Origin of the sequence: Castellaniella sp. (assembly GCF_047971665.1) — a bacterium.
Lineage (GTDB): Bacteria > Pseudomonadota > Gammaproteobacteria > Burkholderiales > Burkholderiaceae_B > Castellaniella.
On record NZ_JBKEAA010000005.1, the window covers coordinates 1 to 17,935 of the forward strand.

Genomic DNA, 17,935 nt, shown 5'->3' on the forward strand with positions numbered 1-17,935 from the left:
CGATTTCATGCGCCGACGCGGCCGATGCACATAAGTGGTAGGAACTGTTCGAGGCGTCAAGTGCGCAGGGTCTTCAGCGCGGTGGCCCAGCGCAGCAGCTCGTCGAGCAGCGTGACGGCTGACGCGTCGATCAGTTCGTTGGAGGCGAATTCACCGTTTTCCTGAATGTGCTTGGGCACCATGGGGATGGCAACCCCCTCGGGCATGGGCATGACCTTCAGGGTGGTGATCTGCAGCTTGGCGGCCTGAGCGGCGCGCAGGCCGCCCGAGACGCCGCCATAGCTGACGAAGCCACAGGGCTTGTGGTTCCACTCCCTGTAGACGAAGTTCAGCGCGTTCACCAGGGCGGGGGGCGGGTTGTAGTTGTACTCGGGCATGACGAAGACGTAGGCGTCGGCGCGGGCCACGCTGGCGCCCCAGCGCTTGGTGTGATCGTGCGCGTACTGCTGCATGCGCGGATGCACCGGCTCGTCGTAGATCGGCAGGTCGAAGGCGGCCAGATCCACCAGTTCGACGTCGAACTGGCCGTGGTTGCGGGCGAACTCGTGGAACCAGCGCGCGACGGCGGGGCCGACGCGGCCCGGGCGGGTGCTGCAGATGATGACTTGAAGCTTGAGCGACATTGTGGGCATCCTTGCTTGGAGGAGTGAGGATTGATGATGACTTGCGGAAAATGACGAGGCCGTGGCGCAGGCGTCAGCCCGCGCCCTGGGGCAGCGGGATGAATTCCTGGTCGTCGTCCACCGGCAGGACCATGCGCTGGGCGCGCCAGTCCTCGCAGGCCTGCTCGAGCCGGTCTTTCGAGGATGAGACGAAATTCCAGTAGATGAATCGTTCGCCGATCGGTTCGCCGCCCAGCAGCATGACGGTGGCGGGACCTCTGGCCTGGATCTGCGCGGTGCGTCCGGATTCCAGGACCTGCATCTGGCCTTCGGCCAGCGGGTGGCCGTCCAGGTCGATGGCGCCCCGGGCCACGTAGACAGCGCGTTCCGGATATGTCGTCCCCAGGGTGCGGCGCGCGCCGTCGGTCATTTCCCAGTGCAGGTAGAACAGGGAGGAATGCGTCCTGACGCGTGCCGAGGCACCGTCGATGGCGCCGGCGATCAGGCGGCCGGTGACGCCGCCCTCCTGGAATTCGGGCAACTCGTCGGCCCCCTGGTGATGGTGGAAGGCGGGCGCTGTTTCTTCGTGCTCGCGCGGCAGGGCGGCCCAGGCCTGGATGCCGTGCAGGTTGGCGCCGTGGGCACGTGCGTATTCCAATCGTTCGCTATGGGTGATGCCGCTGCCGGCCGTCATCCAGTTGACCTCGCCGGGGCGGATCTCCTGGTTCGATCCCAGGCTGTCGCGGTGGGTGAAGGCGCCGCTGTACAGGTAGGTGACCGTCGACAGGCCGATGTGCGGGTGTGGCCTGACATCCAGTGCCCGCGGGGCGCCACGAGCCACGTCCATGGGGCCCAGGTGATCGAAAAAAATAAAGGGGCCCACCATGCGGCGCTTGCGGTGGGGCAGGACACGGCCAACGAAGAATCCCCCGCCCAGGTCGTGTGAGCGGCGGTTGATCAGCAGGGAGGCGGTCATCGGTTTTCTCGCGTGAGCCGGATGAAGGACGGCCCCGCGAATACGATAATCTTGAAGTGTCAGGGAAACAAGTGAACCCCCGGGCGGAGGTTCAGAGAGGGGATGCTACATGTGGCTGGGCAGCCAGGTCGCCAGCCACGGAAAATACCAAAGGATCACCAGCAGCAGCGCCATGAGGCCGAAATAGGGGGCGCAGACCCGGCCCAGGTAGGTGATTTCCTTGCGGGTCATGCTTTGCAGCACGAACAGGTTGAAGCCCACCGGAGGCGTGATCTGGGCGGTCTCCACGGTGATGACCAGGAAGATGCCGAACCACAGCGGGTCGATGCCGGCCGCCTGGATGATGGGCAGCACGACGCCCATGGTCAGGACGATCGTGGAAATGCCGTCCAGAAAGCAGCCGAGCAAGATATAGAACAGGCTGAGCACGATGATCAGCATGCCCGGCGACAGATTCAGACTGCCGACGAATTCGGCCAGTTCGCGGGGCAGCCCGATGTAGCCCATCGACAATGTCATGAAGGCGGCGCCCGACAGGATCAGGGCGATCATGCAGTACAACCGTGTCGCGCCCAGCAGCGAGTCGCGGAACGATTGCCAGGTCAGGGTCTTTTGCCAGGCCGACAGCAGAAAGGCGCCCAGGACGCCGATGGCGGCTGATTCGGTGGCGGTGGCGATGCCGCTGTAGATGCTGGCGATCACGCCGAGAATCAGCAGGACCACGGGAATCAGCTGGCGCGATTCGCGCAGTTTCTGGACGAACGACAGGCCGCCCGCCGACTCCGGCACGCGATCCGGGTGCAGCAGTGCCCAGCCGGCGATCCAGCCGCTGAACAGCAAGGCGAGCAGCACTCCGGGGATGACGCCGGCGATGAAGAGCTTGGCGATCGAGGTCTCTGCCGCCACACCGTAGACGATCAGGATGATGGACGGGGGAATCAGCAATCCCAGGGTGGCCGGGCCACCCAGCGAACCGATGATCTGCGCGTCGGGATAGCCGCGCCGCCGCAGTTCCGGCAGGTTCATGCGGCCCACCGTGACGCAGGTGGCGGCCGAGGATCCGCAGACCGAGGCAAAGATGGCGCAACCCAGCACATTGGTGTGCAGCAGGCGTCCGGGCAGGCGGTTGACCCAGGGCGCCAGACCGCGGAACAGGTTTTCCGACAGGTTGGTGCGATAAAGGATTTCGCCCATCCAGATGAACAGCGGCAGGGCGGTCAGGGTCCAGCTGCTGGAGCTGCCCCAGATGGTGATGGCCATGGCATCGCCCGCGGCGCGGCTGGAAAAGAAGTCCATGCCGAACCAGGCGACGCCGGCCAGAGTCAGGCCGACCCAGACGCCCCCGCCCAGCAGGGTGAAGAGGACGATGATCAGGATGATGCTGGCCGAGATCTCATTCATGATGGATTTCCTCGGAGTCTGCCGATGAACGCTTGCCCAGCAGTTCCAGGCAGAACTCGTCCAGGAAGGCGATGAAGAAGATCAGGGTCCCCACGGCCATGGGAATCTGGGGAATCCACAGGGGGGTGGCGTCGATGCCGGTGGAGATGTCGTGGAAGTCCCAGGATTGCCAGACCAGGCGCGCCGAATAGAAGGCAAGAAAGCCCGACAGCGCAACGGCAATGAGCAGGGCGAGGATTTCGAGCCCCCGGCGGCTCCGGCCGCGCAGCATGCCCAGGACCAGGGTGACGCGAATGTGCTCGCCGTGTTTCAGGGTGCTGGCCAGGGCCAGGAAACCCGCGCCGGCCATGGCGTAGCCGGCGTAGGCATCGGCGCCGCCGACCGGAAAACCCAGCAGGCGCCCCAGAATGGTGGTGGACACCATCAGCAGGACGCCGATCATGCCCAGGCCGGCCAGCCAGGCGCTGGCCGTGTAGATCCCGTCGAGGAACCGGCGCATGATCAGCGGCTGGCGCGGTAGGCGTCCAGAATCTGCTTGCCTTCGTCGCCCGCCTTGGCCGTCCATTCCTGGATGACGGTGTCGCCGACCTTGGCGAGGTCAGCCTTGAGCTGATCGGAGGGCTCGACGATTTCCATGCCGCCGGCTTTCAGTTTGGCGATGGAGTCGGTATCGACCTTGCGGGAGGCTTCCCAGCCGCGCGTTTCGGCGGCGGCCGCGGCTTTCATCAGGGCGTTGCGCGAGGCCGGCGACAGGGCCTCGACGGCCTTTTTGTTGGCGACCACGGCGTTTTTCGGGATCCAGGCCCGGACGTTGGTGAAGTATTTCATGTGCTCATAGAGCTTGTTGTCCGCGCCGGTGGCGCTGGACGTGATCAGTCCTTCGATGACGCCGGTGGCCAGCGCCTGAGACAGTTCGGCCTCCTGGATGGTGACGGGCTGAGCGCCGACCAGTTCGCCGATGCGGGCGGTGGTGGGGCTGTAGACACGCCATTTCAGGCCCTTGAGGTCGGCGCCCGAGTTGATGGGCTTGTTGCTGTAGATGCTCTGCGGCGGCCAGGCCACGGCATACAGCAGCACCATGCCTTGCTGATCGAGTTTCTTTTGCAAGGCGGATTTCTGGGCCTGGTAGAGTTTCCAGGCCTCATCGTAGGTGCTGGCCAGGAAGGGCAGGCCGTCAAGACCGAAGGGCTGCCATTCGTTCTGGAAACTGACCATGAAGAACTCGCCGGCCTGGACCTGGTTGCCCTGCACGGCACGCTTGATTTCGGGCATCTTGAACAGGGAGGCGCCCGAGTGAACGGTGATTTTCAGGTCGCCATGGGTCGCGGCGTCCACATCCTTGGCGAATGTGGCCAGGTTTTGCGAATGGAAGTTGAAGGCGGGATAGGCCGAGGCCAGATCCCACTTGGTGGCAGCCTGGGCCTGGACGGTGAAGCCCAGGCTGGCGGCGACCAGGGCGGTGGCGAAGAAAGTGCGACGCTTCATGGTGAGGCTCCTGGAGAAGGATCGGGAGGATATTGCCGCGCGGCCGGGGCTGCCCGGGCAATGGATGACGATAAAGATAGACCATCCGTGCCGGGACGTCGATCAGGGTTATCAACAATAAGAATATCTTTGTAGCTGATATAGCCTCTGATTGTTGAATTTATCCATTTATATTGTTCAACAATAAGAGCCGGGATTCGCTTGCGAATGTTGACCGGGCCGTCTGCGAGAGGCAGCGGCTCAGTCGACCCGGGTGGAGTAGACGGAGAGCACCATGCGTTCGGACTGGATCAGGTAGCTTTCCAGGTCTCGCGCGGCGGTCGCCGTGTCGCCGAGGTCGAACAATTCCAGCAGACGGGCATTCAGATCGACGAAGGGAGCATGCAGATATTCGGGATCGTCCAGCAGGCCGAAAGCCAGCCGCAACTCGGCCGAGATGTCGGCAAACATCGCCGACAGGCGCGCGCTGTCGGCCAGTGCGACGATCCCCGCATGAAACAGCATGTTGGCCGATCCGACCTCCAGCCAGTTGCCCGCGTCGCGCATGCGGCGCGCCTGCGCCATCGCTTGTTCCATGCGTTTGTGGGCGGGATGGCGGGGCCAGGCCTGAGCCAGGGCCTGGCATTCGATCAGGCGGCGCACGCGATAGATGTCAATGATGTCGGCAATCGAAGGCACCACCACCGAAACCCCCCGGTTGGGTTCGTGACGCAGCAGCCCCTCCTTGGACAGAATCCGGAAAGCCTCGCGCAGGGTGTTGCGCGATACTTCCAGTTGTTCACTCAGCCCCGCTTCGGACAGTCTTTGTCCCGCCCGCAACTGCCCCTGGATGAGTTGCTGGCGGATCGTCTCCGCGACGACGTCGGTCAGACTCGGTGCCGTGCTGGGGCTGGAATAATGACGGGGATGCATGGCGGTCCTCAGGATCGTGGCCCTGCGATGAGGGCGATTCTCCCGGATCGTTCAACGATCCGGCGGTCGTTTTGCAATGATAAGGAACACACATGGACTTGAACAGTGATCTTGGCGAAAGCTTCGGCGCCTGGCGCATGGGCGATGATGCGTCCATGCTGGATATTGTCACCAGTGCCAACGTGGCGTGCGGCTTTCATGCCGGCGATCCGGCCGGCATCCTGGACACGCTGCGCGCGGCAGCCGCGCGCGGAGTTGCCATCGGTGCGCATGTCGCCTACCCCGATCTGGCCGGTTTTGGCCGGCGCAACATGGATCCGTCCAGCCGCGAGCTGGTGGCCGATGTGATCTATCAGATTGGCGCGTTGCAGGCGCTCGCCGCCGCCGCCGGGACCCGGGTCTCCTACGTCAAGCCGCATGGCGCGCTGTACAACACGATTGCCCATGACCGGCGTCAGGCGGCCGATGTCGTGACCGCGCTGCTGGAACTGGATGGCGGGCTCGTCCTGATGGCGCTGGCGGGTTCGCCTCTGCTTGACTGGGCGCGGGAACGCGGGGTTCCCGTGGTGGCCGAGGCCTTTGCCGACCGGGCCTACATGCCCGACGGCGCCCTGGTGTCGCGCCGCGAAGCAGGCGCTGTGCTGCATGATCCTGAACAAGTGGCTGATCGCATGCTGGATCTGGTGCGGACGGGTGCAATCACCGCCATCGACGGACGCCGGGTGCGGCTGCAGGCCGACTCCATCTGTGTGCATGGTGACAGCCCCGGGGCCGTGGCGATGGCGCACGCGGTGCGTCGGCGGCTGGAATCGGCCGGGATCCCTCTGTCGCCTTTTGCGGGTGCGAAAACGGCATGAATGTGCTGGACGGTCCGATCCGCATGCCCCGTTGCCTGCCCGCCGGCGATGCCGCCGTGCTGGCCGAACTCGGCTCTCTGGAGGAGATCCTGGCGCTGGTCCAGGCCCTGGGCGCATGGCCCGCCGGGGTGCAGGACGTGATTCCCGCCGCCCGCACCCTGCTGGTCATGTTCGATCCAGCCATCTTGATGGCGAGTGATGTGGCGGATTGGCTGCGGCGGGCCGCTGCTGCGCAGGCCGGCGCCGGGGGCGACCTGTCGCCTGACGCCACGATGCCGGGCCGATCCCCGGGGGCAGGCCTGGCGGCCGCCACCGGACGGCGGGTGGAGATTCCGGTGCGCTATGCGGGCGAGGACCTGGAGGCGGTCGCCGATATGCTCGGCCTGACGCGCGCCGAGGTGATCGAGCGCCATACCGGCAGCGACTATCTGGCGGCATTCGCGGGGTTCGCCCCGGGCTTCGTTTATCTGGCGGGGGGCGATCCTTGTTTTCATGGCATGCCGCGCCGTTCGGCGCCGCGCGTGCGGGTGCCTGCCGGTTCGGTGGCGGTGGCCGGGGATTTCAGCGCCGTCTATCCGGCCGACAGCCCGGGTGGCTGGCAGTTGCTGGGCGAGACGCCCTGGCGCATGTGGGACATGGATCGGGCCGAGCCTGCGCTGGTGCAGCCGGGCTTCCGGGTGCGTTTCGTCGACCTGGATGCGCCTGGAACCCGATACAGCCGATCCACCGTGGGCATCTCAGCCCCCCCGGATCATGATTCGGCCTCCACCGCGTTTGCACCTGGGGCTGAACCTGCATCTGGGCCCGAGCTCGCGCCAGGGCTCATATCCGCGCCCGGGCCTGGGCCGATGCCTGGCGCCGCGCCATGGCCGGATCCGCCCGGCATCCCCGCGTCTGATGCGTCGGCGGCTTGCGAGGTCCTGGATGCGGGACTGCAGACATTGGTCCAGGACGAAGGCCGACCCGGCCTGACGCGTCTGGGGGTCTCCCGGTCGGGCGCGCTCGATCGTCATGCCATGCGCGGGGCCAACCGTCTGGTGGGCAATCCGCCCGGCCTGCCGGTGCTGGAGCATGTCCTGGGTGGATTGCGGCTGATCTGCCGTGGCCGTGCCGTGGTCGCAGTGACCGGCGCGGCGGCACCGGTTGTCGTGACCTCGGCTTCGGGCATGCGCCTGCCTGCCGCCGCGGGCCACGCCATCGCGCTGAGCGAGGGAGATGAACTGCGGATTGGCCGGGTTCGCGCCGGTGTGCGCTGTTATGTGGCCGTGCAGGGCGGCTGGGCGGTCCGGCCGGTGCTGGGCAGTTGCGCCACGGATATCCTGGCCGGCATGGGCCCCGCGCCTCTGAAACGAGGGGATCGGTTGCCGATCGGCTGTCCCGTCCCGTCCGATGACCGACCGGACGAACGCGCGCAGACGCGCGAGATACCCGGGTCGCCGGATGAGATCGTGCTTCCGAAGCCGGGGGATCGGCTCGATTTCGGTGTCATTTTCGGGCCGCGGGACGACTGGTTCGACGCGCAGGCGTTGCAACGCCTCCTGTCGCAGGATTGGGTCGTGACACCGCAGTCCAATCGGGTGGGCATGCGGCTGGCCGGAGACGCGCCACTGGTTCGCAGTCGTCCGGGTGAACTTCCCAGCGAGGGCGCTGTGGCAGGGGCCCTGCAGGTGCCGCCCAGCGGGCAACCTGTCCTGTTCCTGGCGGATCATCCGCTCACGGGCGGATATCCGGTCATTGCCGTGGTGCCCGCGCCGCAACTGGACCGGTTGGCGCAGGTGCCGGTCGGGGCGCGCCTGCGTTTCCGGCGTCGGCAGGATACATTGCGCTTGCCGGCTGCATCCAAGGATAAATCCTGATTGTTTATAACCGGATTTATTCATTATCATGAGAATAGGGGGTGAACAGGAAGGTCGATGGTCATCAGACAGATTTCGCGTCGGCGGTTTCTCCAGACAGGGCTGTGTGGCCTGGCTGCGGGAGCCGGCCTGAGTCTGCCGCTGATGCTCGAACCTTTGCCGGCCCGGGCGTTGACCCACATTCGTCCGCCGGGGGCCCTCGATGCCCATGCCTTCGACGCTGCCTGTATCCGCTGTGGCCTGTGCGTCGAGGCCTGCCCCTACGATACCCTGCGGCTGTTTGATTTCGACGGTTCGACGCAGGGTGGCACGCCGTATTTCATCGCGCGGGAGGTGCCCTGCGAGATGTGTCCCGACATCCCCTGTCTGCAGGCCTGTCCCACGGGCGCGCTCGATCCGGGACTGGATGAGATCAACGATGCCACCATGGGGGTGGCCGCGCTCAGCCATCCCGGTCTGTGCAACAGCTATGTTGGCAATTCCTTCTGCGACCGATGTGTGCGTGCCTGTCCGCTGCAGGGGCAGGCGATCACCCTGGTGATCGGCCCGACTCCCATGGGCGGTCTGTTCACGCCGGTGGTCGATCCCGACGTCTGCACCGGCTGCGGGAAGTGCGAACATGATTGCATCGCGCCTTCCGCCGCGATTCGCGTCGTGCCCCGCCATGTTTGAGAAAGGCCGCCATCTGCTGTCGAGGCGTGTCTGCCAGGGCCTGATTCTGGCGGCTTTCGCGCTCGGCCCCTGGATGAGCCTGCCGGTTGCCCAGGGAACCCTGGGCAGCAGTGTCTGGTTTGGCCGCGTGCCGTTGTCCGACCCGTTCGTTCTGCTGCAAAGTCTGGTGGCGGGTCATCCGCTCAGCGGCAGCGCGCTCTGGGGCGGTCTGATCGTGCTGGTGTTCTATGCCTTGGTGGGTGGTCGCGTCTTTTGTGGCTGGGTCTGTCCCATCAATCTGGTGACCGATGCCGCCCAGGGATTGCGCCGTGCGCTGGGCTGGCGCAAAGCCAGGGTGCTGCGGATCGACAAGCGGCTGCGCTACGGGATCCTAGTGTTCAGCCTGCTGGGCAGCGTGGTAGCCGGGCTGGCGCTCTGGGAGTTGATCAATCCCATCAACCTGGTCATGCGCTCACTGGTCTTCGGCCTGTGGCTGGGCGGGCTCATCGCGGTGATCGGTATTTTCCTGTTCGACTTTCTCGTGCTGTCCAATGGCTGGTGCGGCCATGTCTGTCCGGTCGGGGGGTTTTATGGGGCCATGGGTCGTTACAGTGTCGTGCAGGTGGCGGCCGTGCGGCGCGATGCCTGCAATGATTGTGGCGATTGTTTTACCTACTGTCCCGAGCCGCAGGTGATCAGTCCGGCGCTCAGGGCCATCAATGGCCATGGTGTGCAGATCGATGAAATCGATTGTCTGCGCTGCGGTCGCTGCATCGATGTCTGTGAGCAGCAGGTTTTCCAGTTTTCGGTTGTCAGGAGGGTCCCGCCGGGAGGGCAGCCGCGCGATGTGGATCCGGCGGCCTTGCGTGAGCCAGGAAGGCGCATCTGATCCTGTTTCCGGCATATTTTGGATAGCTTGCGCAACAAAAGGATATGGGATCCTGTCCATTTGGAGGTTGTTCGGGGTTTTTATTGATGGAAATCAAAGTCTTGAGGGCTCTATAAAGTTCTTCATACCAGGGACCGATCATGTCACCTTCATCCTCCCATGCCGCCCAGCGGGCGACGTCCATCGAGCAATTGCTGCAGGGGTCGGAGCGCCTGCTGTTCGCTTCCTCTGATCTGGATGAGACCCGGCTGCGGGTGGGCGGTGTCATGCAGTCCCACCGGCTTGGCCTGGGGCGGGACGTAGAGACGCTCGATGCGCGGATGTATCACGTGGGGTTCGGCGAGGTGACGCTCAGCCGCCTGCGTTACGGCGCCACGGTGACCATCGACCCCGATCCGCTCGAGAATTTCTATCTGGTGCAGATGCCCGTCGCGGGAGGCGCCTGCATTCAGAGCAATGGCCTCGGCATCGATTCCGATACCCGTCTGGCATCCGTGCTGAATCCCGATGACGAGGTCCGCATGCGCTGGCTGGCGGGCAACGACCAGCTGATGCTGCGGTTGTCGCGCTCGCTGGTCGAGCGCACCCTGGTCGGCTTGCTGGGCCATCCGCTGGACGAACCCTTGCGTTTCGACCTGGGATTTCGTTGGCGGGAGCAGGCGGCCTGGCGATGTCTGCTGGACTATCTGGCCGATTGCGCCGTGCAGTGTCCCGACCTCGTGCAGAACAAGCTGGTGCTGTCCTCGCTCGAGCAGCTGGCGGCATCCGTGATGCTGTCGTCGCATCGGCATAATTATTCCCGGGCCTCACCGGCGCGGTGCGGCGCCGTGCTGCCCCGTCATGTGAGGCGGGTGCAGGATTACCTGCAAGCCCATGTCCATGAGCCGATCACCATCGACCAGCTGGCGCTGGTGGCAGGCAGCAGTGTGCGCAGTCTGTATGCCGGTTTCCGGGATTTTCTGGGGGTCAGTCCGATGAGCTATCTGCATGCGTTGCGGCTCGAGCGGGTGCGCGCCGAACTGGTGGGTGGCGATGCCCGCAACGTGACCGGCGTGGCCTTGCGCTGGGGCTTTTCCCACATGGGGCGCTTCAGCAGCGACTATAAGCGCCGCTACGGCGAGACGCCCAGCCAGACCTTGCGCCGCAACGGCTGAGCCGTGGCCGGCCGGTTCCGGGAGGCGTCCTCCTGGTGGCGGCGCACGACAGGCCGGTTCAGCGAGGGTGGATCATCCCTGCGACCAGATAGCCCGATCCGGCGCCCAGGCCCGGTCCGGGGTGGGTGCTGGCACCGATATGGAATACGTTCGCCACTGGCGTTCGGTTGCCCCGGGCCCCTCGGGTTCCCGCGAAAGGTCGCAGCCAGAAGAACTGATCGGGAGCGCAGTTGCCCGAGTAGGGATCACCGCCTACAAGGTTGCAGTTCAGCGCCTCCAGATCGGCCGGCGAATAGGCGCGCCGCCCGACGAGGCGTTCGCCCAGGCCGGGCATGACATGTTCCAGCCGCGCCTGGACCCGATCGGCAAAGGCTTCGCGCACTGTGTCGTTCCAGCAGCCATCGTCCGGGATGGCGATCTCGCCGGCCGCATCGGCCTTGAGCCGGGTGGGGATGTCCTGCATCTGGATCCAGAGTATCCAGCCGCCGTCGGGCGCGCGGCCGGGATCGACGGCCACGGGCTGGCCGATCCCCATCGTGGGGCGGGCGGGCAGCCAGCCGTTGTTGGCTTCCGTGACCGAGAGGCAGACCTGTTCCAGGCTTTCCGTGAGATGGACGAGAGGCACCTTCAGCAGTTCCGGATTGCACCAGGCCGGGGGGGCGTTCAGCGCGAAATGGATCTGCATGTCGCCCCGGCCGTAGCGGTAGGCCTCGGCGTGTTTGCGCACCGGTTCGGGCGGATCGGGCAGCAGCGTGCCGTAAAGTTGTTGCGGCGTCACATTGCAGACGACCGCCCGGCTGGCTCCGAAACGCCGGCCATCGGCCAGTTTCACGCCTGTGGCGCGCCGACGCCGGCCCTGTCCGGTCAGTTCGATCTGATCGACCTGAGCGTCGGTCAGCACCCGGCCGCCATGGGTTTCGATCAGGCGGCAAAGGATTTCGACCAGTCGTGATCCGCCGCCCTTGACCACGGGCATGCCGAAGCTGACGACGGCTGCCAGCGTGAGCTTGCCGATCAGCGCAGAGGTGGCGTCGTCCGGTCCCAGCCCCGAATGCAGGGTCCAGGGCGCCATCAGGGCGCGCGATTCGTCGGCCTGGAGGCTGCGTTCCGACCAGCTGCGGAAGCTTTCCAGGGCCCCGGCGGCATAGGCCGCCAGGCCGTCCACGCCGCGTTTGCGCCATTCGGAGAACAGCAGTTTGAGCACCCCGCGGCCGTAGAGGTTCTGACCCAGCAGCCCGAAGGTCAGCGCGGCGTCTTCGCCGAACAAGCGGGCCGCAGCCGCTTCCAGTGCCTTGCCGTCACCCGGTGCCAGGGACTCCAGCCGCTGCGCGGCATCGGCGAGATCCTGGCGCAGGGCGACCGAACGACCGTCAGGATGCACCCATCCGGTGGCGTAATCGCAGGACGCGAACGCCAGGCCGAGAGACTCCAGCGCCGGCCGCAGCTCGGCGTAGCCCGGGCTGCCGACGAACAGGGGATACCAGGACGACATGACTTCGTGCTGGTAGCCGGGGAACAGTTCCTCGGTGCGGATGCAGCCGCCGGGACGGCCGTTGCGCTCGAGGACCAGCACCTGTTCGCCGCGCATCGACAGCAGGGCCGCCGAAACCAGCGAGTTGATGCCGCTGCCGATGAAGACGACCTGCGCGTCGGTGGTGTCGGGCATGGAGCTCACTCCACCAGGGCCAGAACACGCAGGGGACTGCCCGAGCCGCCTTCGATCTTCAGCGGCGCCGACAGGATGATGGCCCCCTGGGGAGGAAGCTGATCCAGGTTTTTCAGGCATTGCAGGCCATACCGGTTGGCGCCGTGCATGAGCGTATGGCAAGGGTAGGGCACCGGCCAGGCATACGATTGGCCCGCATCGGTGTTGATGGTTTCGACGCCGAAGCCATGGACCTTGCGCTCATGGATCATCCATTCGACTGTCGCCTGGGTCGGGCCGGGGGTATGGGCGCCGTCCTCGCGCATGCCCAGGAATACCTCCGGGCGGTCGGCGCGTCGCGACCAGTCGGTGCGGAAAAGCACCCAGGCGTTTTCCGGGATCCGGCCATGGCGTTGCTCCCAGGCCTCCAGGTACTCGACCGTGAGCAGCCAGTCATCGTCACGCGCCACCTCGGCGCTGGCATCGATGACGACGGCCGGGGCGATGAACTGCCCGGCCGGGATGGTGTCGACCGTGTTGTCGGCGTAGTCGCGCCCGGTGATCCAGTGTGCCGGCGCATCAAAGTGGGTGCCGGTGTGCTCACCGCAGGAAAAGTTGTTCCAGTACCAGGCCGGGCCGGCCTCGTCGTAGTGCGAGATGCGTTCGATCTTGAAGGACTGGACCTGGCCGAATTGCGGCGGCAACTGCAAGGCGGGAAAGGTCTCGTTCAGGGTCTGGGTCAGATCGATGACCCGGATGTTCCCTTTTGCCAGCCGGGCGGCCAGTTGGGGCAGCAGGGTTTGCGTATCGGTCGTCATGAGGTTACCTCCTGTGAGTCGAAGTGGCGTGAATCAGAGCGGCATGACCAGCTTAAGCCAGAACTTGTCGCCACCGAAACGGTTTTTGACCAGGGTCTCATGCTGCCACTGCGCTGTGAACTGCAAGCCCGATTTGGTCGTGTAGTTCACGCTGGGGCCGAATGCCAGCACACGTCCCTTGCGGCCGTCGGACCAGGGCCCCATGGCCGACGAGATGGTTTCTCCGTCAAGCTTGTCGGCGGTGGTCTGCTGCACGTAATACCCAGAGACCCCCACGGCCCAGGGCCCGATGTGCTTGCCCGCCAGGAAATCCATGTGGAATTCGTCGCCCGAACGGTAATCCATTTTGGGGCCGCCAGGGAACGGACTGAACGAGGAGTTGGTGGTCTTGAAGTTGTACATGAACTTGGCCGAGGCTTCCCAGCCGGCCTGATTCAGGTAGGTGGCGGCAAAGACCGGTTCGAAGCTCCAGTAGTTCGCGCCGATGCTGCGCCGGGGTTCGCCTGAGTGGTAATCGCCCACCGGCACATAGATGTCGAGCGCGGTGACCCAGTGCCAGTTGCCGCTGTGCCAGGACAGGATGAAGGGGCTGATGGTGACGTCGCCCAGGCTGAAATCGGTGTCGGAGCCGCCGCCCATGCGGATGTGCTGGCGCACCATCGGGGCAATGATGTGCCAGCCCCAGTTGCCGCCCAGGATCTTGTAGGGGGTGATGTTGATGTAGCGCAGGGCGTCGAACCAGGCATCGACGCTGGCGCCGGGAACCCGGTCGCCGTTGCCATCGCGCAGTTTGCCGGAGTAATACCCGGCGTAGTTGACGAAATAGCTGCCGGGGGGCGGGACGGCGCCGGCCATCCAGTTTTCGGCGCCGTTGGGATATTGATCCCCGCCTTCCTTGGCCTGGGCCAGGCCGCACAGACCAAGCGCCAGTGTCAGCGCGACGATGAGTTTTCTTGAGTTCATGAGGAGTCTCCGCTTGTCTTGTGTGCGCTTTGAAGGAGTTCTGGTGCGGCTCATGCCGCCTGGTGTTCCTGAATCAGGTGATCTGTGGCCGCCATGTCGGTCCAGGCGGGGAAATAGGCGGGCGGATGATTGAAGCCATTGGCCAGGAAGCTGGCCAGCGAGGGCGAGGTGTTGGCCGCGCTCAGCAACTTGAGGGCCTGGGGCGGCGGCGGCGTGAGCAGGGAATTGGTCCATGCCACCACCCAGTGGGCATACTCCCAGAATTTCTCGAAGGTCTGTTCCATCCATTGCCGGGTATAGGGCTGATCGCCATGCGCCAGGATGGCGTCCAGATAGACCTTGGCTGCCTTGGTGGCGTTGTTCGAGCCTTGGCCGGTGATCGGGTCGTTGACGCAGACCGCATCGCCCATGCCGAACACCATGCGGCCGGAGGGCAGGGTGAGCACCGGTTTGCGGATCGTCGGGGCGAACGACCCCGCCAGGATGCCCTTGTCGTCGGTGAGTTCGACTTTGCGCGCGCGCGCGCCTTCCCAGGGCAGGAACTTGTCGAGGAATTGCTTCGATGCCGCCAGGTGCTCCCTGGGTGAGCGGATATCACGCCAGATGTCCAGCGGCCCGCCGGGCACTCCCTCGAACACCATGATGTCGCAGGGACCGCTCAGGGTGTAGGCCGGGAAGACGAAGTATTCGCCTACGCCGGGGATTAGGTTGAACGAGACCCGCGAGTATTCCGGCATCGGTTCGAGACCATGAATCTGGGTCAGTGCCAGTGCGCGCTGGGGCTTGTCGAAGGGAGAGCGGCTCGCATCGCGCTCGAACAGGCGCACGACGTCGCCCTTGCCGGCCGACAGGATGACCAGATCATGCTCCTGGGTCAGGGTTTCGAGTTCGGCGACTCCCGCGTTCTGGACCAGCACCCGGGCGCCCATCGCTTCGACCTTTTCCAGCCAGACGGGCATCTTGACCCGCTGATCGACGGATTGAGCCGGCCGGACCAGCCGCGCGCTCCAGTCGATGACCTTGGTGTCCGGCTGTTCCGGATGGGGCACGGCATAACCGATCCCTTCGACGGGCGGGCAGACATCGTCCCAGTCGTTGATGTTCAGGTCGCGTTCGATCTGCAGGGCGGGATCGAAGATGCACTGGCTCGACAGGATCGAGCCCTTGCGGATGTCGTCCGGCGTGCGGTTGGTGACGATGGTGATTTCATAGCCCTTGGCCAGCAGGCCGAAGGCCAGCGGCAGACCCGATTGTCCTGCTCCCACGATTGCAATGCGCGGCATGTTGAGCTCCTTTGGTCGAAAACGTGATTCCTTGGTCCGGAATCGAATAGGGGGGTGGATGTGGCATGAAGCAGCCGCCATGCCGGGGAGGGCCGGCCGCCGCGAGAAAATCGATGGCTTCGAACGCGCGTTACTGCGCCAGGCGCGGAATGGCCGGATTGGCCTGCTCGGGCCCCATGGCCGAATAGCCCCCGTCCACGGCGTAATCGGCGCCGGTCACGAATGAGGCGTGGTCCGAGAGCAGGAAGGCGACGACGTCGCCGACTTCCCGGGGATCGCCCACGCGCCCCAGCAGATGGAAATCCTTGGCCACACGGTCCGTCTTGGCGCGGTCGCCGCCGGTGAGCTCGTCCATCACGCGCGACCAGGTCCAGCCGGGTGAAACAGAATTGACGCGGATGCCGTCGGGCGCGAAGTCCATGGCCATGTTGCGGGTCACTTGCAGCATGCCCGCCTTGGAGACGGGATAGAGCCAACGCCCGGTTTGCGCCACTTTGGAGGAGATGCTGGTGAAATTGACGATGGCGCCGCCGTGGGCCTGCACGAGGTGGGGATGGATGGCGCGGGCGGCCATCACGGCGCTGACCAGATTGACATCCAGTGCCTTGAGCCAGTCCTCGCGACCTGACTTCGGTCCTTCGTCGAGATAGGTGGCGGCCAGATTGACCAGTCCGTTCAGCTTGCCGAAATGCTTTGCGGCCGCTTCGATGGCGGCGGCCAGTTGCTGGTCGTCGGTGATGTCCGTTTCCCAGAAGTGGATGCCTTCGGGATCCGTGTCCGCGAGCTGCTTTCCGCCTTTGGCGTCGATGTCCAGGACGGCGATCCGGGCGCCGTATCCGCGCAGCGCCCGCACGACGCCGACGCCGATCAATGTGGCGCCGCCGGTCACGACGACCGTCTTGTCTGTCAGTCCTTTCATGCTGTCTCCTTGTGCGACCGTGCACTGATTCCTGGGGCGGGCTTCTTTCGAGCCGATTCCAATTACTTTAGTTGTGAATTGAATAGTGCTAAATTATTTTCTGGTCGCCTATCTTGATTCTGCGAGGACTATCCGGGAATTGCAGTTTGTCAGCCAGGCAGCGTGGCCAGCACGGTACTGATTGCGTCCGTCAGTCGCCGGATGGCTTCGGGCGGTGTCGTGAAGGCCGGGGTCAGGTAAACGGTTCGGCCGAAGGGACGGATCCAGACGCCGGCTTCCAGGAATGCGTGACGCAGCGCGATGAGGTCGGGCGCCTCGTTCAATTCAACCGCTCCGATGGCGCCCTTGACGCGGACCTCTCGCACATGGGGCAGCGTCTCGCAAGGCGCCAGGCCGTCACGCAGCAAGTGCCCGATGGCCTGAACCTGGGCCAGCCGGGGTTCGCTTTCGAACAGATCCAGGGAGGCCAGCGCCGCAGCGCAGGCCAGCGCGTTGCCCATGTAGGTGGGGCCATGCATCAGCGCATGCGAGGGATCGTCGGACCAGAAGCCGTCGAAGACGCGCTGGCTCGCCACGGTCGCGGCCAGCGGCAGAGTGCCCCCCGTGAGCGCCTTGGACAGCGTGATGATGTCTGGCCGGACGCCTGCCTGTTCAAAGGCAAACAGGGTCCCTGTCCGGCCGAAGCCGGTGAAGATTTCGTCGAAGATCAGCAGGATGCCATGGCGGTCGGCCAGCGACCGCAACCGCGCGAGCACGGCGGGTTCGTGCATCCGCATGCCGCCCGCGCCTTGCACCAGCGGCTCGACAAGAATGGCCGCGACCTGGTCCGCATGGGTGCGCAGCCATCGGTCGAGGGTCTCGGTGCGCGCCTCGTCCAGCGGAAGCTCATGCAGGTCCTGTGGCGCGATGACGCCCTCGAAGGCGGTATGCATGTCCACACCCGGGTCGCAGACCGCCATGGTGGCAAAGGTATCGCCGTGGTAGCCGCCCCGGAACGCCACGATGCGTCGCCGTTGCGTTTGTCCCTGATTGAACCAGTATTGCATGGCCATTTTCAGGGCCACTTCGACCGATACGGAGCCGGACTCGGTGAAGAACGCACGATCCAGACCGGGGCCGAGCAGGGCGCACAGGCGTTGCGCCAGGGTGAGTGCAGGTTCGTGCACCAGCCCGCCGAACATGACGTGCGGCATGCATTCAAGCTGAGCCCGGACGGCCCGGGCAATGTGCGGATGGTTGTAGCCATGACAGGCGGTCCACCATGAGGCAATGCCGTCGACCAGGACACGGCCATCGGTCAGCTCGATCTGGTGTCCTTGCGTGCGGGCGACGGAGAGAGGCTGGCCGGCGGTCTTCATTTGCGTGTAGGGCAGCCAGATATGGCGCTGTCCGTTCTGCAGCCAGTTGGGAAACGGTGCGTTCATATTTTGTTTCAATCAAGAGGGTTATCCGGGGCCGCGCGAGGATGGCGGGCCGATAAAGCCGGCTTCACAGAAATTGACGGAGAAAGCTAAAAATTCATAT

At 65.0% G+C, this 17,935-nt stretch carries 17 protein-coding genes; 5 read left to right on the forward strand and 12 right to left on the reverse strand.

The features are described 5' to 3' along the window. Positions 1-56: 56 nt before the first annotated feature. The 6 genes from ACK5JE_RS01155 to ACK5JE_RS01180 form a co-directional block, all read right to left on the reverse strand. A complete protein-coding gene (locus tag ACK5JE_RS01155; protein WP_416799883.1) occupies positions 57-623 on the reverse strand; it encodes an NADPH-dependent FMN reductase in 567 nt (188 codons plus the stop codon). A 73-nt stretch (positions 624-696) separates the two neighbouring features. After that, on the reverse strand, positions 697-1,578 hold the full coding sequence (locus ACK5JE_RS01160; protein WP_416799884.1) for a pirin family protein: 882 nt from the start codon (positions 1,576-1,578) through the stop codon (positions 697-699). 105 nt (positions 1,579-1,683) lie between these two features. Further along, positions 1,684-2,979, reverse strand: a complete 1,296-nt coding sequence (locus ACK5JE_RS01165) for a TRAP transporter large permease (RefSeq protein WP_416799885.1) — start codon at positions 2,977-2,979, stop codon at positions 1,684-1,686. Continuing rightward, the gene (locus ACK5JE_RS01170; protein WP_416799886.1) at positions 2,972-3,478 is read right to left on the reverse strand and encodes a TRAP transporter small permease; all 507 of its coding nucleotides are present in this window, start codon (positions 3,476-3,478) and stop codon (positions 2,972-2,974) included. Before ACK5JE_RS01170 ends, ACK5JE_RS01165 begins: the two co-directional genes overlap by 8 nt. Before the next feature lie 2 nt (positions 3,479-3,480). Next, positions 3,481-4,464: a TRAP transporter substrate-binding protein gene (locus ACK5JE_RS01175; RefSeq protein ID WP_416799887.1), complete on the reverse strand. Its 984-nt coding sequence runs from the start codon at positions 4,462-4,464 to the stop codon at positions 3,481-3,483. 240 nt (positions 4,465-4,704) lie between these two features. Continuing rightward, positions 4,705-5,376, reverse strand: coding sequence for a GntR family transcriptional regulator (locus tag ACK5JE_RS01180; protein ID WP_416799888.1), 672 nt, complete (start codon positions 5,374-5,376; stop codon positions 4,705-4,707). Between the two features lie 92 nt (positions 5,377-5,468). Here ACK5JE_RS01180 and ACK5JE_RS01185 point away from each other — a divergent pair, with 92 nt between their 5' ends. From ACK5JE_RS01185 to ACK5JE_RS01205, 5 genes are all read left to right on the forward strand, one after another. After that, a complete protein-coding gene (locus tag ACK5JE_RS01185) occupies positions 5,469-6,233 on the forward strand; it encodes a LamB/YcsF family protein (RefSeq protein ID WP_416799889.1) in 765 nt (254 codons plus the stop codon). Beyond that, positions 6,230-8,089, forward strand: coding sequence for a 5-oxoprolinase/urea amidolyase family protein (locus ACK5JE_RS01190; RefSeq protein WP_416799890.1), 1,860 nt, complete (start codon positions 6,230-6,232; stop codon positions 8,087-8,089). The genes ACK5JE_RS01185 and ACK5JE_RS01190 overlap by 4 nt, the downstream gene beginning before the upstream one ends. Before the next feature lie 57 nt (positions 8,090-8,146). Beyond that, positions 8,147-8,761 carry a MauM/NapG family ferredoxin-type protein gene (locus ACK5JE_RS01195; protein ID WP_416799891.1) on the forward strand — a complete coding sequence of 205 codons (615 nt, stop codon included), beginning with the start codon at positions 8,147-8,149 and terminating at the stop codon, positions 8,759-8,761. Continuing rightward, positions 8,754-9,629, forward strand: a complete 876-nt coding sequence (gene napH, locus ACK5JE_RS01200) for a quinol dehydrogenase ferredoxin subunit NapH (RefSeq protein ID WP_416799892.1) — start codon at positions 8,754-8,756, stop codon at positions 9,627-9,629. The genes ACK5JE_RS01195 and napH overlap by 8 nt, the downstream gene beginning before the upstream one ends. 140 nt (positions 9,630-9,769) lie before the next feature. After that, positions 9,770-10,783: an AraC family transcriptional regulator gene (locus tag ACK5JE_RS01205; protein ID WP_416799893.1), complete on the forward strand. Its 1,014-nt coding sequence runs from the start codon at positions 9,770-9,772 to the stop codon at positions 10,781-10,783. A gap of 58 nt (positions 10,784-10,841) precedes the next feature. On the opposite strand, the gene ACK5JE_RS01210 is transcribed toward ACK5JE_RS01205, so the two are convergent. The 6 genes from ACK5JE_RS01210 to ACK5JE_RS01235 all read right to left on the reverse strand — a co-directional run bounded on the left by ACK5JE_RS01210 (position 10,842) and on the right by ACK5JE_RS01235 (position 17,835). Next, positions 10,842-12,449, reverse strand: coding sequence for a phytoene desaturase family protein (locus ACK5JE_RS01210; protein WP_416799894.1), 1,608 nt, complete (start codon positions 12,447-12,449; stop codon positions 10,842-10,844). Positions 12,450-12,454: 5 nt separating this feature from the next. Next, on the reverse strand, positions 12,455-13,246 hold the full coding sequence (locus ACK5JE_RS01215; protein ID WP_416799895.1) for a cyclase family protein: 792 nt from the start codon (positions 13,244-13,246) through the stop codon (positions 12,455-12,457). Positions 13,247-13,279: 33 nt separating this feature from the next. Beyond that, positions 13,280-14,209, reverse strand: a complete 930-nt coding sequence (locus tag ACK5JE_RS01220; RefSeq protein ID WP_416799896.1) for a SphA family protein — start codon at positions 14,207-14,209, stop codon at positions 13,280-13,282. A gap of 50 nt (positions 14,210-14,259) precedes the next feature. Continuing rightward, positions 14,260-15,492, reverse strand: a complete 1,233-nt coding sequence (locus tag ACK5JE_RS01225; protein WP_416799897.1) for a styrene monooxygenase/indole monooxygenase family protein — start codon at positions 15,490-15,492, stop codon at positions 14,260-14,262. 130 nt (positions 15,493-15,622) lie between these two features. Continuing rightward, positions 15,623-16,411, reverse strand: a complete 789-nt coding sequence (locus ACK5JE_RS01230) for an SDR family oxidoreductase (protein WP_416799898.1) — start codon at positions 16,409-16,411, stop codon at positions 15,623-15,625. Positions 16,412-16,560: 149 nt separating this feature from the next. Continuing rightward, complete coding sequence (locus ACK5JE_RS01235; RefSeq protein ID WP_416799899.1) at positions 16,561-17,835, reverse strand: adenosylmethionine--8-amino-7-oxononanoate transaminase; 1,275 nt, start codon at positions 17,833-17,835, stop codon at positions 16,561-16,563. Positions 17,836-17,935: the final 100 nt, after the last annotated feature.